The organism is Helicobacter pylori SA221C, from assembly GCF_000476855.1.
Classification (GTDB): Bacteria; Campylobacterota; Campylobacteria; order Campylobacterales; family Helicobacteraceae; genus Helicobacter; species Helicobacter pylori_DK.
In genome coordinates this window covers 30,817-44,166 of record NZ_CBPT010000005.1, presented here as the reverse complement: position 1 = coordinate 44,166, position 13,350 = coordinate 30,817, and the positions used below count along the sequence as shown (strand labels likewise).

Below are 13,350 nucleotides of genomic sequence, written 5' to 3'. Positions count from 1 at the left end.
TATGAAATCTAAACAATATTGCATTTTTTAAGATTGGATAGTAGAGAGTTTGATTTTATTCAAGCGGTATTTTTAAAGCGGTCTTTAGGGGGGATTTTAGTTGGGGAATTATTTCAAAACACCCCTTATTTCTTTAAGAGAATGGGTTTAAAATAAAGTTTAAACACACAATTTTAAAAGTTAAAGAACCAATTATCAAGATTTCATTAAGGCAAAGTTTTTTATAGATCTAATTCATGCCCTCCACAAACGAGCCAAGCGACATCAATTTTTGATAGCGGTTGTCAAGGAAATGAGGGTCTTGTTGGATAGTCCTTAGAGCGTCTAAAAAATACTCTTTGATCGTGTTAGCCGCTGAAAATTTGTCTCTATGAGCCCCTTTGCTAGGCTCTAAAATAATATCATCAATAAGCCCCGCCTCCTTTAAATCTCTAGGCGTGATTTTCATCGCTTTAATAGCCACTTCAGTCTTGCTAGGGTCATCCCAAAGAATTGCCGCACAACCTTCTGGGGATATAACGCTAAAAATGGAATATTCCATCATAGCCAATTTATCAGCTACCGCAATCGCTAACGCGCCACCACTGCCCCCTTCACCGATAATTACAGAAATAGTAGGGACTTTTAAAGAAGCGAACTCTTGGAGGTTTTTAGCGATCGCTTCACTCTGGCCTCTTTCCTCTGCACCAATCCCCGGATACGCCCCGGCTGTATCCACAAGCATTAAAATAGGCAAATTAAACTTTTCAGCAAACTTTGCCATTTTCAAAGCTTTACGATAGCCACAAGGGTTAGGCATGCCAAAATTTCTTAAGAGCTTGTTTTTAGTCCCTCTGCCTTTTTCTTCTCCGATCACCACAACCGGAACATTATCAATTTTCCCTATAAAACACACAATCGCTTTATCATCGTTATAGTGCCTATCCCCAAAGACTTCATACTTATCTTTTAAGATGAGATTAATGTAATCCATAGCGTAGGGTCTGTCAGGGTGTCTTGCTAATTGGAGTTTTTGAAAATCAGTGAGATTGGAATAAATGCTTTTAACTTCCTTATCCAATCTTTTTTCTAAGATTTCTTTAGCGTCCTCATCGCCTCTAATAAGGGCTAATTCAATTTCATTTTGAATCTCTTTAATATGATTTTCAAACTCTAAATAAATGGCCATTCAAAATCCTAACTTTGTAAAACTAGGCTTTTTTGAAAATCACAACACCATTAGTGCCACCAAAACCAAATGAGTTACTCATCACCGCATCCACTTGTTTTTCTCTGGCCACATTAGGGATATAATCCAGATCGCATTCTGGGTCAGGCGTTTCTTGATTGATGGTAGGAGGTAAGATCCCTTGATTCATGGCCATGATAGAAATAACGGCTTCCAACGCACCCGCAGCACCCAAGCAATGCCCAATCTGCCCTTTAGTGGAGCTGACGGGAGGGACTTTTTCTTTAGAGCCAAACACATTTTTTAGAGCGATGCTTTCATACCAATCGTTATAATGCGTGCTTGTCCCATGAGTGTTCACATAGCCTACTTCCACTTTTGCCATTTCTAAAGCCATTTTCATGGCTCTAAAAGCCCCTTCGCCCTCAGGGGCTGGGGCTGTGATGTGGTTAGCATCGCCGCTCTCGCCATATCCGGCAAATTCTGCATAAATTTTTGCTCCTCTTTTTTTCGCACTCTCGTATTCTTCAAGCACCAAAGCCCCAGCGCCTTCGCCCATCACAAAACCATTGCGATCCTTATCAAAAGGTCTTGAAGCTTTTTTAGGCTCATCATTCCTTGTAGAAAGGGCTTTAATGCTCGCAAACCCCCCAATCCCTACAGGACAAATGGTGGATTCCGCTCCCACGACGAGCATTCTGTCAGCCCCATTAAGCAGAATGGTTTTAACGGCTTCAATAATGGCATGAGTGCCTGCTGCACAAGCCGTTACACTAGAGAGATTAGGCCCTTTAATGCCAAACTCAATGGAAGTGAAACCACCAATCATATTCACTAACGCAGAAGTGATAAAAAAGGGATTGACTTTTCTAGGGCCTTTTTCAAAACAAAAAATGGAATTCGCTTCAATATTGCCTAACCCGCCAATCCCAGAGCCAGAGCTTACGCCCATGCGATTTGCCAATTCTTCAGGGCATCTATTGTGAGCGTCTAAAATCCCACTATCTTTCATCGCCTCTCTTGTGGCTTTCAAGGCTAATTGAATGAAACGACCCGCCTTTTTAACATCTTTGGGATTCATCACCTCTGTAGGGTCAAAGTCAGTGATTTCTCCAGCAATACGCACAGGAAACGCGCTCGCATCAAAACTTTCTATGTGTTTGATACCGCATTCTCCCTTAGCGATCGCTAAAAAAGAATCTTCTTTATTTAAACCTAGCGAATTGATCATTCCCATTCCAGTTACTACAATCCGACGCACCAATAGCTCCTCATTTCAAAAACTTTCATTCAATAAAACTAGATTTTAGCTAAAGCCAAATTTTTGACTAAAACCTGGAGACAAACCGCTCCAAGTTAAAAAGATTAAGCTAGTTTATTGTCCTCAATATACTTCACCACATCGCCCACATTGACGATTTTTTCCGCTTGCTCATCAGGAATCTCAATGCCAAACTTTTCTTCTAACGCCATGATTAATTCCACGACATCTAAAGAGTCCGCACCCAAATCCTTCACAAATTCCGCCTCTGGCGTAACTTGCGCCGCATCCACATTCAACTGCTCAGCAATAACTGCCTGAATATCTTCAAATAAAGCCATGATTAAAACTCCCTTGTTTTGTAAAAATTAAATTGAATCATTGGAGCGTTTATTTTTGCTCCAAAACATCTAAAATCCTATACAACAAATAAATTACAATGAGAAACAATATTAAGTAAATAATCCCCATTTGATAATAACCTCTTTGTTTTAGAATAACCTCATAATGTTAGCATGATTTTTGCTACTTACAAACTTTTATCGCTAAAAGAATCCTTTGTTTAGGACTACATATAAAGCCCGCCATTGACTTTGAGAGTCTCTCCAGTGATGTAACTAGAGTGATCGCTCAAAAGAAACGCTACCGCTTCTGCCACTTCCTTAGCAGACCCTAGCCTGTTTAAAGGAATGTTTTTAACATAATCCGCTTTGAGTTCGTCTTTCAAAGTGGCGTTCATGTCGGTTTCTATAAAGCCTGGCGTTACACAGTTGAAACGAATATTCCTTAAAGCTCCCTCATAAGCAAAGGACTTGCTCATCGCAATCATCCCCCCCTTACTCGCTGAGTAGTTTGTCTGCCCCATATTACCTCTTTCACCAATGATAGAAGCGACATTAACCACGCTCCCAAAACGGCTTTTGCTCATCACCTTTAAAGCCTCTCGGCAACCTATAAACGCTGAAGTGAGATTATTGTCTATGACATGGTGAAAATCTTCTGTTTTCATTTTGATCGCTAATTTATCGCGCACCACACCGGCGTTATTCACCAAGTAAGACAAACCCCCATCGCTTTGGACAATGGTTTGTATCGCTTCAACAAAATCGCTTTCAGAAGTCGCATCAAATTTAATGACAGCCGCTTTATAGCCTTTTTCTTCAAGCTCATTTTTCAAAGCGTCAGCCACTTCAGCATTACTGCGGTAATTGATCCAAACTTTCAGCCCCATAGAAGCGAGAGTTTTGGCGATTTCGGCCCCAATGCCTTTAGAAGCCCCGGTAATGAGAACATTTTTCCCTGTGAATTGCATTATTCAATAATCCTTAAATTTTAAATTCGTTCAAGTTCTTATAGTCTTGATTCATAACGCCTTAACATATAAAGACGCTTCAAAACTTTCTTTTTAGCGCTGATTTTTTGTTTTTTGCGTTTTTCAGTCTTGGATTCAAAGAACCTTCTAGCGCGGCATTCTGTTACCACTAGATTGCGATCGGTTTGCTTTTTGAATCTCCTATAAGCTTCATCAAACGCATCGCCTTCTCTAACCTTAATCCCTGGCATATTGCTATCACCTCTTTTCCATAGCTTAAAATCATTGCTTAACAATGGCTACAAATGAAACAGCATTATATAAGACGAATTAACTGGTTGTCAAGAATTTTCACTTTTTTCTAGCAATTTTGTTAATAAGGTTATAAGGATCAAAGGCAACCGTCATATACACTTGGTAAGATTCTGACCAAGGCAAGCTCCTATCAAAGCCCCCACGCATCGCATTAAGCACGAAGTTGATGCGGACCGATGCGAAGTCGTTTTTCCAATTGTAATAAAAATCAAAACGGTTATACATGTTGGCTTGAAAGAATGGCACGCCACGATAAATAGGCGTGGGGCAATACGAAGGCGTGCAATACATTTCAACATACTGGTATTGGTTATAAAAAGGCATCTCTGGGGTCTTGGCGAAGAAAAATAAATTGTGGATGCCAAAGCCTTTGTATTGAATCTCCACATCAAATTGCCCGCCCACGCTGTTCATAAAAGGCACATTTTTGTGGATTTGCCTTAATCGGCTTAATTCAGAAACCATGCCAAAACTGGCGTTGAGTTTTTCCATAAAGGGGGCGATGTCTAAAAGGCTTGTCCCTATGTAAGCGTTAAAGTAGAGGCGATCCATAAGATAAATATTATTGTTGTCAATCGCTTTTTTTTCATTAAACTGCATGCCATCAGCCCCATTCAAAAGGTATTTGTCTTCATTATGGAACAAGACAAAATACCCTCCAATACCCAATAAATCCTTAAAGAAATTATAAGCGACAGAGCCGTTCATTTGAAACCTGTCCATCGCGTTACCATAAGGATTTCTCCCGAATTTACAAGTGTTGTAACAATTGCCTCCAAACCAATCTAGCATAAACTCCGCATGCCCATAATAGGGTTTTGAAGGCGAATAATGGTTTTGAAATTGCAATAAAAACCCCTTAGCGTTGGGATCTATAAACCAATAATAAGGGGCAAAAATATTCAAACCATACCTTCCTAAGAGATTTTTCCTAGGAAAGATGCCACCATAAAAAGTAAAACGTTTTCCCCTAGCCTTATAATACATAGTAGGCCCCCAACGGCAGGGAAAATTAGTGCTGTAGTTATGGAAGTTTTGAAAAAAATACGCCCCTACAGTCAAGCTTTGCTCCACACCTCTTGTATAAAATTGGATCCCAAAATTTGGAGTCAAACGGGTTTTAAGATTGGTGTTAGTATTGACCCAATAAGGCGTTGAGCCTTCATGGTCCATGATGAACATATTGAAACCCAGATTGTATTTAAAAATATTCCAATCAAAAGCGTAAGAATTAACCGCTAACAAACAGACTAAAAAAGAATGTTTTAAAAAGGTGTTTATTGCCACTTGTTACCCCTATGTCATCATTTTTTTGATAAAAAAGCTTATCTTGTAACAAATGGGTATTCTAGCACATCTAAAAATATTTTTCTTTAGATTTAATATAAAATGGCGTTTATTTCATGTTAGAATACTATGATGTTATAACATACTAACTAAAAAAGGAAATTTTAATGGAATTAGGAAATAAAAATATAAAACCCGGTCGTAAGCGTGTCGCTGTAGATGAGTTGAAACGCAATTTTTCAGTTACTTTTTATCTCTCCAAAGAAGAGCATGATGTTTTAAGACGACTAGCTGATGAAGAAGTAGAAAGCGTCAATTCCTTTGTCAAACGCCACATTTTAAAAACAATCATTTACAAAAAAGGTGCTAACCAAGATTCTTCTATCAATTATGATTCTTCTAGTAGGCTTTAAGCCTACTTTAAGGTATTCGCTCTTTAAGAGCAACACCCACTAGAGCATTTAGTTTTAATCCCTACCGATGAGCGATCCATCAAGCAAAACCCTTTACTCTCCAAATAGCGTTTCGCATCAAATCCGGCCACAAACAAGCCTCCAGCAAATAACGCCAAGTCTTTAACCACTAACCTTCCAGCCCCAGAAAGCCATGGGAAATGCTGATTGACAAACACTTCTGGCGTTGTGAATAAAAAGGATAGAGTCGTGATCGTCATTCCAGCGACAAGCAAGCCCCCAATCACGCCCATTAAAGGCATCCAAAGCCCTAAAAGCACCAAAATACCTAGGATCATAATCGTGATCCCTAAAGCTTCAGCCACTAAATAAGTGCGGTTTTCTTTATGCCATTCTTTGTTTTCAACGATTTTAGGGTCATCTTGCATTTCTTCTTGCATGGATTGGGATTCAGACATTTTGTGTTGTTTGTATGCGGGTTTTTCAAATTTATACATGAAAGAAAAGAAAGGGGAATTAGCCACAAAAGGAGCGATCCCTTCGGCTTCATACGGCACAAACTTAAGCCCTCCAATCCAAATAAAAATGATGAAAATAGCTATATGCATCAAATAGCCGCCTAGATTCTGGAGTTTTGTAATCACTTCAAGCAATGATTTTAACGCTTGCATGGTTTTATTCCTTTAGGATATTTTTTATATTGCTAAAAACAACTCGCAAATGATAGCGCATTATGTTTAATTACAACAAAATCATTACCATTACAAGAAATAATGATCAAAAACACCCATTTTCAAAAACACTCATGCCCAAAACACTCATGCCAATATAACGCACGATTCCTTTATAAAAAATCCCATCATTTTTTAAAGAAAGCTCTAAAGATTCGTTGCTTTTAGGGATGAGAGTGGCTTTTTTAGGCGTGTTATAAAAAATGCGCGCGGCGATAAAAACCGCTGCCATGCCTGTCCCGCAAGCTAGCGTGAAATCTTCAACCCCCCTTTCATAAGTTTGTAAAAAAATCGTCTCTTTATTTTCTATAAAAGCGATGTTAATATTAGCGTTAAATTCATGCCTTAAAGCCCTTAATTCCAGCGTGTTAAGAGAATTTAACCCCTCTTTATTTTTTACAAATCCCACCAAATGCGGCACTCCTGTATCTATGAGGTAGAAAGTAGGGATATGTTCTAAAACGCTGTCGCTTGAAAAAAATTTTTCGTATCTTAAAGCGGGTATGGTGTCTAGGATTTGATAATTACCGAGATTGCTCTCTATGATATTGGGTTCTTCTATGCGAATAGAAATCTCTCTTTTTCCGGCTAAAAAAACATGCTCTTTAGGGGCTATAGCATGTTGGTAGGCAAATAACCCCACGCAACGGCTCGCATTCCCACACATGCCAGCTTTAGAGCCGTCTGAATTGTAAAAATCCCATTCGTAGTCATAATCTTTACTCGGTAAGACGACCACAAGCCCATCAGCCCCAAAACCCTCATGCCTATGGCACACCTGTTTGGCTAAATTGGAAAAATCTTTTTTTTTGAAGCTTTGCGTGATTAAAAAATCATTCCCGCTCCCTGAATATTTGTAAAACACCATTGATTGCAAGCCTTTTTAATTTTAATTATAAGTTAAAAGAGGTTTTTTATCCTTAAAAGAGCGTTTTTTAGCTAACATTTGATAATTTTTGGTTCAGTTTAATGGGGATAATTTCATGAAAGCTCAGTATTTCTTTTGGATTCTTTTTTTGATTGGTTTTTATTGGATGATCTATTTGTATCAAGATTTTTTAATGGATGCGCTGATTGCTGGGCTTTTGTGCGTGGGGTTTTTTCAAGTGAAAGTTTTTTTAGATAAGCGTTTTTTCAATGTTGTCAGTTCGTTTTTATGCGTTTTAATTTTAGCGAGCGTTTTGATCGTGCCGTTGTATTTTATTGTTTATAAAAGTTCTAATATCATTTTTGAAATCAATTTTGAAAAATTTTCAGCCCTAATCAAATGGCTTAAGGGGACAATCACCGAAAATTTGTCGCATTTTCCTGCCATTCATGATGGAGCGAGCAAGTTTTTAGAAAATTTTAGTGCCGCTTCCATCACGGGTTATTTGTTGAAAATAAGCAGCTATGTGGGAAGATACAGCTTGAAACTCATTACAGACGCTTTGTTTATCTTGGGGCTGTTGTTTTTCTTTTTTTATTATGGGGAGAGATTTTATCGTTATTTTTTAGGGGTCTTGCCTCTTGGAATGAATCAAAGCAAAAAGATTTTTGAAGAAGTGGCTGGGATTTTACGCATTGTGCTTTTAACTTCTCTCATCACGGTTATTTTAGAGGGCGTGGCGTTTGGGGTGATGATCGTATGGTTTGGGCATGACGGCTGGTCTTTGGGGATTTTATACGGCCTAGCGTCTTTGGTGCCGGCTGTTGGGGGGGCTTTGATTTGGATCCCTATAGCGATTTATGAGCTTTATCATGGGAATGTGAATGAGACGATATTTATCGCTTTGTATTCCATTTTATTGATTAGCGTGCTGATTGATAGCGTGATCAAGCCAATTTTAATCGTTTTCATCAAAAAAAGAATCTTTAAAACCACCCTTAAAATCAATGAAATGCTGATTTTCTTTTCCATGATTGCTGGGATTTCACAATTTGGTTTTTGGGGGATTATTGTAGGGCCTACTATCACGGCGTTTTTTATTGCGTTACTGCGATTGTATGAAAATTACTTTATCCAAAACGATCAAAAAGCATGCGAATGATATAAGCCCTATGGCTCACAACGAAATTTTTAAAAATGATATATAAGAGACCATTCTTATGAAGAATTTTCAAACACCTCATTCAATGCGAACGCAAATTTAAACCCATATCTTAATAGATACAAATTTCATTTTTTGTAGCGGATCAAAGGGTAGGAACAGTTTTTGCATAAAAGTTCTAGTGTTTCGCCCTTTAAAAAATGGGTTTTGATAGCTATAGATTTTTGGCTGTTTAAAATATCTTTTAGGGGCATATGGTTTAAATCGCCAAGGTTGATATGAGCTTGCGTGTCCATGCAGCACGGCACGACAACGCCATTGGATAAAATAGCGACTTGTTTAATAAGCCCATAACAATAGGGGATTTTTGATTCTTGGTTTAAAGGATTTTGGGCGTTCAAATTCGGCCATTTAAAGGTCTTTTGGATATTCAAAAAACTTTTTTTAAACAAACGAGCGCGGCCTTGCGATATTAGAGTCTCTAAAGAAATACATTCAAAGCTTTCTAAAAAAGGCTTGATCAAATTCTGGTGTTTTTCAAGGGTACTGTCTTGAATGCGTAAATTCAAAAACACTTCGCTATTTTTTTCACATTTGTAGCGGCAAAATTCTAAAATTTTTTGGATGTAGCGGTGCTGGTTGATTTTGTTATGATGGTCTAGCCCTGCGTCTAAAGAAATAGAGATTTGATAGATTGCATCTTGTAGGAGTGTTTCAAAATCGTGCAAATACACCCCGCTAGTAACCAAATCCACTTTCAAAGAAAAGCGTCTAGCGGTGCTTAAATAATGGTTTAAATTTTTGAGTTTGCAAGGATCGCCTAAGACATGCAAGGTGATAATTGGGGTTAAGGGGGCCACTTCTTTACAAACTTTTTCAAATAATTCTAAAGGCATCACGCCTCTGATATTTTTAGGGTTAGGGCAAAAACTGCATTGCAACCCGCAAATATCGCTTAACTCTATATAGATTTTTTTAAAAAGTTTCTTGTTGGGTGTCAATTCTTATGAGAAACTAGTAACGCTTGTTTGAAAAGACACTAGACATTGAAGCGAAAATGCAACACATCGCCATCTTGAACGATATAGTCCTTACCTTCAATGCGTAACGCTCCCTTTTCTTTCGCCCCGGCTTCGCCCTTATAAGCGATAAAATCATCATAACTGATGGTTTCAGCTCTGATAAAGCCTTTTTCAAAATCCTTATGGATCACCCCAGCAGCCACAGGCGCACTAGAGCCTTTTTTAATCGTCCATGATCGCACTTCCTTGACTCCAGCGGTAAAATAATTGATCAAGCCTAATTCCTTAAAACTCAAACGAATGGTCTTTTCTAGCCCGCTTTCTTCTACGCCTAAACTTTGCAAAAATTCTTTGACTTCATCTTCGCTCATAGAAACCATTTCTTCTTCTAATTTAGCGCACAAGGCGACAAATTCGCTCTTTTGATCTTTGGCATAATTTTGGACTTTTTTAGCATGCTCATTGAGCGCGTTTAAATCTTCTTCGCCCACATTAGCGGCATAGATCATTTTTTTATGAGATAAAAAACGCAATTCCTTGTCCAACTCCAAAAAAGCCTCGCTTGCATTCAAGGGGAAAGTTTTCGCCGGTTTTAATTCTTCTAAATGCGTTTTTAAACTCAAAGCGCATTCTAAAAGATTTTTAGCGTCTTTTGAGCTTTTTAGGGCTTTTTGCAAGCGATCGATCCTTTTGTCTAGAGTGGCAATATCCGCTAAAATCAACTCCAATTCAATAATCTCTATATCATTCAAAGGATCAATTTTATCGTTCACATGCGTGATATTGTCATCTTCAAAACAGCGCACCACTTGCAAGATCACTTCGCATTCCTTGATATTGGCTAAAAACTGATTGCCTAAACCCTCCCCCTTGCTCGCTCCCTTAATCAATCCGGCAATATCCACAAATTCCACCACAGAATGCAAAATGCGTTCAGGCTTTACGATTTGAGCCAACGCATCAAGCCGCCTATCAGGCACATTCACAATGGCTTTATTGGGTTCAATGGTGCAAAAAGGATAGTTCGCACTCTCCGCGTTTTGGGTTTTAGTGAGCGCGTTAAAGGTGCTGGATTTGCCCACATTAGGCAAACCCACAATGCCTACAGACAAGCCCATTTCAAGCCTTTTTCAAAAGCTCTTCCACAAAAGCTGTGCAAGCTCTCACGCCAGCCCCACTCGCTCCAAAGCTATTCACATCCCATTCTTTTTCCACATAAGCAGGGCCTGCAATGTCAATGTGTAGCCACTTATCCTTAAATTCATCTCTAATAAATTCATTTAAAAACAAGCCCGCTGTGATCGCACCGCCATAGCGTGAAGAAGAAATATTGCACACATCAGCGATTTTAGATTCAATCAATTTCTTTAAATGGCGGTTAAAGGGGAGTTTGGCTAATAATTCGCCGGATTCTAACCCTGAAGTTTCAAAGAGGTTTTTTAACTCTTCATTATGCCCCATGATCGCTGAAGTGAATTCGCCTAAGCCTACAACGCATGCCCCAGTAAGGGTCGCAAAATCCACGATCACATCAGGGTTTAAGTCTTGAGCGTAGCTCAAACAATCCGCTAAAACCAAACGCCCCTCAGCATCAGTGTTACGGACTTCTATGCTCTTGCCTTCTTTGGAGATCAAAATATCATCTGGTTTATAGGCAGCTGGGCCTATCATGTTTTCTGTAGCCCCAATAATGCCATGCACTTCAGCCTCCACGCCTAGTTTAGATAATGCGTTTAAAAGCCCAATCACCGCAGAGCCACCGCCTTTATCCGCTTTCATGGTAACCATGTAATCGGCCGGTTTCAAGCTCAACCCTCCGCAATCATAAGTCAAGCCCTTACCCACTAAAGCGATTTTTTTCTTCGCTTTTTTGGGCTTATAGACTAAATGGATCAAGCGAGGAGGATTGATAGCAAGAGAGGCTTTATTGACCGCTAAAAAGGCGTTCATTTTCTTTTCTTCTAAAAATTTTTCATCATGAACATGGATTTCTAAATGGTTTTCTTTAGCCACTTTTTGCGCCACTTCAGCCATATAAATAGGAGTGCCAATCATAGGGGGGGTATTGACTAGATCCCTAACGATATTCAAGCTTTCTGTCATGATTTCAGCGTATTTTAACGCTTCTTTAGCGCTCTTTTCTAAAGAATTCGCACAAGTTTTTTCGCAAGGTTTGTGCAATTCTAAAGCGACAACCGCTTCTTTTAAAACGCTTTCTTTTTTGTTGGATTTAAAGGTGTCGTATTCATACAAGCCTAATTTCAAGCCCAAAAACAACGCTTTCAGGTTTTCTAAAAGCGCGTTGTCTTTAGAATGCGTTGTGCAAGTATAAACCCCCACTTTAACGCTTTTAAAAGCGAGTTTTTTAAGGGTACGAACGGCCAAACACGCACTTTCTCTCAATAAATGGACATCGTCTTCTTTAACGCCCACATACAGGATTTTATTTTCTTGGTCTAAAAATACGCCTTCGCCTTCGTATTTAAAGGTTTCTAGCAACTCTTTATTTTTGACCCAAGCGTGGCTAAAATCCTTATTGATAATAAAAACTAAACCGCATTCAGCTTTTGCGTTTTCAAAAGTGGTTTTTTCTAATTTGATTTTTAACATAAAGTCTCCTTTTTTAATTTCATATCTTTCAACAATTGTATTGCACTCTAGCGGTTTTTCTTACTATAGTATTGGAAATACCATAGCACTAACGCCAAGAAAGATACTAATAGTAATATTAGCGCATAAGGGTGTTTTTTAAGCCACTCTAACGCATGCAATAACTCTTCTCCCAAATACCACGCTAGAATAATGGTAATGCTCGCCCACACCATCGCGCTAATGAGATTGATGATAGCGAATTTTAAAGCGCTATAGCGCGTGAGGCCTATGCTAATGGGAATGATGGTGCGCATGCCATACATGTAGCGTTGGATAAAAATGATAAACCAGCCGTGTTTTTGCAACAATAAATGGGCTAGGGCTAGTTTTCGGCGTTGTTTTTCTAACTTTTTTTGGATGTAAGCTTTATTGGTGCGGCCGATGTAAAAATAGATTTGATCCCCCACAAAACCCCCAATCCCTGCGACTAAAATGGCTAACCCTAAATGCATATGACCGGTATAGCTAGCGATCCCGGCTAGAATAAGTCCGATCTCGCCTTCTAAAATGCTCCACCCAAATAAAATAAGATACCCCCAAGTCGCCGCATGCTGATTCCATAACTCAATGATGTATTCTTCCAAAACTCACCCTTTTAGCACTCTAACAAACAAAAAGTTTTCACTCGTTCTTCTAAAAGTTGGATGCCCGGCAATTCTTTTAAGCCCATCAAAAAGCATGCTTCTATGCATTCAGCTTGTAAGGCTTTGATAAGTTCAAGGCTCGCTAAAGCCGTGCCTCCAGTGGCTAATAAATCATCAATTAGCACCACTCTCACCCCCTTAACCTCCCTAAAAGCGTCAGAGTGGATCTCTATACTATCGTTCCCGTATTCCAGGCTGTAGCTTTGAGATAGGGTGTGCGCGGGGAGTTTGCCCTTTTTCCTCATAGGCACAAAACCCACCCCAAGCGCATAAGCGAGAGCCGATCCTAAAATAAACCCTCTCGCTTCAATACCCACGATAAAATCTATATTGAGAGGGGCGTAGCGTTTTTTGAGCGCATCAATAAGTTTGTTAAAAAGTTTAGGGTAGTTGAGTAGCGTGGTAATATCTTTAAACAAAATCCCTTTTTTAGGGTAATCTTTCACTTCTCTGATGTTTTGTAAAAGTTCTTGTTTGAGCGTTTCATTCATTTGAATATCCTTATTAAGTATAAC

Annotated in this window: 15 protein-coding genes; 2 read left to right on the top strand and 13 right to left on the bottom strand. The window is 39.0% G+C overall.

Annotated elements, in window-relative coordinates; genetic code table 11:
• Window positions 1-229 precede the first annotated feature (229 nt).
• From accA to QU01_RS03915, 6 genes are all read right to left on the bottom strand, one after another.
• Window positions 230-1,168, bottom strand: a complete 939-nt coding sequence (gene accA, locus QU01_RS03940; RefSeq protein ID WP_033762342.1) for an acetyl-CoA carboxylase carboxyl transferase subunit alpha — start codon at window positions 1,166-1,168, stop codon at window positions 230-232.
• Window positions 1,169-1,190: 22 nt separating this feature from the next.
• Complete coding sequence (locus QU01_RS03935) at window positions 1,191-2,429, bottom strand: beta-ketoacyl-ACP synthase II (RefSeq protein WP_033762343.1); 1,239 nt, start codon at window positions 2,427-2,429, stop codon at window positions 1,191-1,193.
• Between the two features lie 104 nt (window positions 2,430-2,533).
• Entirely contained in the window at window positions 2,534-2,770 is a 237-nt protein-coding gene (gene acpP / locus QU01_RS03930) for an acyl carrier protein (protein WP_001163091.1), read from the bottom strand.
• A gap of 227 nt (window positions 2,771-2,997) precedes the next feature.
• Window positions 2,998-3,741, bottom strand: a complete 744-nt coding sequence (gene fabG / locus QU01_RS03925) for a 3-oxoacyl-ACP reductase FabG (protein WP_001160855.1) — start codon at window positions 3,739-3,741, stop codon at window positions 2,998-3,000.
• 38 nt (window positions 3,742-3,779) lie between these two features.
• On the bottom strand, window positions 3,780-3,992 hold the full coding sequence (rpsU, locus tag QU01_RS03920) for a 30S ribosomal protein S21 (protein WP_001117778.1): 213 nt from the start codon (window positions 3,990-3,992) through the stop codon (window positions 3,780-3,782).
• Window positions 3,993-4,092: 100 nt separating this feature from the next.
• Window positions 4,093-5,343, bottom strand: coding sequence for a hypothetical protein (locus tag QU01_RS03915; protein ID WP_033762345.1), 1,251 nt, complete (start codon window positions 5,341-5,343; stop codon window positions 4,093-4,095).
• A gap of 167 nt (window positions 5,344-5,510) precedes the next feature.
• Between QU01_RS03915 and QU01_RS03910 the strand changes: the two genes are divergently transcribed.
• Window positions 5,511-5,756 (top strand): ribbon-helix-helix domain-containing protein, encoded by a 246-nt coding sequence (locus tag QU01_RS03910; protein WP_000418870.1) that lies wholly within the window; start codon window positions 5,511-5,513, stop codon window positions 5,754-5,756.
• A 23-nt stretch (window positions 5,757-5,779) separates the two neighbouring features.
• Here the strand turns inward: QU01_RS03910 and QU01_RS03905 are convergent, their stop codons facing one another.
• Together QU01_RS03905 and dapF are read right to left on the bottom strand one after the other, a co-directional pair.
• Window positions 5,780-6,427, bottom strand: a complete 648-nt coding sequence (locus tag QU01_RS03905; RefSeq protein WP_033762347.1) for a YkgB family protein — start codon at window positions 6,425-6,427, stop codon at window positions 5,780-5,782.
• 106 nt (window positions 6,428-6,533) lie between these two features.
• Window positions 6,534-7,355, bottom strand: coding sequence for a diaminopimelate epimerase (dapF, locus tag QU01_RS03900; RefSeq protein WP_033762349.1), 822 nt, complete (start codon window positions 7,353-7,355; stop codon window positions 6,534-6,536).
• Between the two features lie 115 nt (window positions 7,356-7,470).
• Here dapF and QU01_RS03895 point away from each other — a divergent pair, with 115 nt between their 5' ends.
• A complete protein-coding gene (locus QU01_RS03895; protein ID WP_033762351.1) occupies window positions 7,471-8,517 on the top strand; it encodes an AI-2E family transporter in 1,047 nt (348 codons plus the stop codon).
• 128 nt (window positions 8,518-8,645) lie between these two features.
• On the opposite strand, the gene QU01_RS03890 is transcribed toward QU01_RS03895, so the two are convergent.
• The 5 genes from QU01_RS03890 to apt are packed head-to-tail and all read right to left on the bottom strand — an operon-like array spanning window position 8,646 to window position 13,326.
• Entirely contained in the window at window positions 8,646-9,518 is an 873-nt protein-coding gene (locus tag QU01_RS03890; RefSeq protein ID WP_033762353.1) for a radical SAM/SPASM domain-containing protein, read from the bottom strand.
• A gap of 38 nt (window positions 9,519-9,556) precedes the next feature.
• A complete protein-coding gene (gene ychF / locus QU01_RS03885) occupies window positions 9,557-10,657 on the bottom strand; it encodes a redox-regulated ATPase YchF (RefSeq protein ID WP_033762354.1) in 1,101 nt (366 codons plus the stop codon).
• Window position 10,658: 1 nt separating this feature from the next.
• On the bottom strand, window positions 10,659-12,149 hold the full coding sequence (locus QU01_RS03880; protein ID WP_033762356.1) for a leucyl aminopeptidase: 1,491 nt from the start codon (window positions 12,147-12,149) through the stop codon (window positions 10,659-10,661).
• Between the two features lie 47 nt (window positions 12,150-12,196).
• Window positions 12,197-12,775, bottom strand: a complete 579-nt coding sequence (locus QU01_RS03875) for a DedA family protein (RefSeq protein ID WP_000393416.1) — start codon at window positions 12,773-12,775, stop codon at window positions 12,197-12,199.
• An 11-nt stretch (window positions 12,776-12,786) separates the two neighbouring features.
• Complete coding sequence (gene apt / locus QU01_RS03870; RefSeq protein WP_033762358.1) at window positions 12,787-13,326, bottom strand: adenine phosphoribosyltransferase; 540 nt, start codon at window positions 13,324-13,326, stop codon at window positions 12,787-12,789.
• Between the last annotated feature and the right edge of the window lie 24 nt (window positions 13,327-13,350).

Bases quoted from the DNA above. Each gene is read 5' to 3' on its own strand.
- dapF (WP_033762349.1), bottom strand. From the start codon at position 7,355: ATGGTGTTTTACAAATATTCAGGGAGCGGGAATGATTTTTTAATCACG.
- fabG (WP_001160855.1), bottom strand. From the start codon at position 3,741: ATGCAATTCACAGGGAAAAATGTTCTCATTACCGGGGCTTCTAAAGGC.
- ychF (WP_033762354.1), bottom strand. From the start codon at position 10,657: ATGGGCTTGTCTGTAGGCATTGTGGGTTTGCCTAATGTGGGCAAATCC.
- QU01_RS03905 (WP_033762347.1), bottom strand. From the start codon at position 6,427: ATGCAAGCGTTAAAATCATTGCTTGAAGTGATTACAAAACTCCAGAAT.
- rpsU (WP_001117778.1), bottom strand. From the start codon at position 3,992: ATGCCAGGGATTAAGGTTAGAGAAGGCGATGCGTTTGATGAAGCTTAT.
- QU01_RS03895 (WP_033762351.1), top strand. From the start codon at position 7,471: ATGAAAGCTCAGTATTTCTTTTGGATTCTTTTTTTGATTGGTTTTTAT.
- acpP (WP_001163091.1), bottom strand. From the start codon at position 2,770: ATGGCTTTATTTGAAGATATTCAGGCAGTTATTGCTGAGCAGTTGAAT.
- accA (WP_033762342.1), bottom strand. From the start codon at position 1,168: ATGGCCATTTATTTAGAGTTTGAAAATCATATTAAAGAGATTCAAAAT.
- QU01_RS03880 (WP_033762356.1), bottom strand. From the start codon at position 12,149: ATGTTAAAAATCAAATTAGAAAAAACCACTTTTGAAAACGCAAAAGCT.
- apt (WP_033762358.1), bottom strand. From the start codon at position 13,326: ATGAATGAAACGCTCAAACAAGAACTTTTACAAAACATCAGAGAAGTG.
- QU01_RS03910 (WP_000418870.1), top strand. From the start codon at position 5,511: ATGGAATTAGGAAATAAAAATATAAAACCCGGTCGTAAGCGTGTCGCT.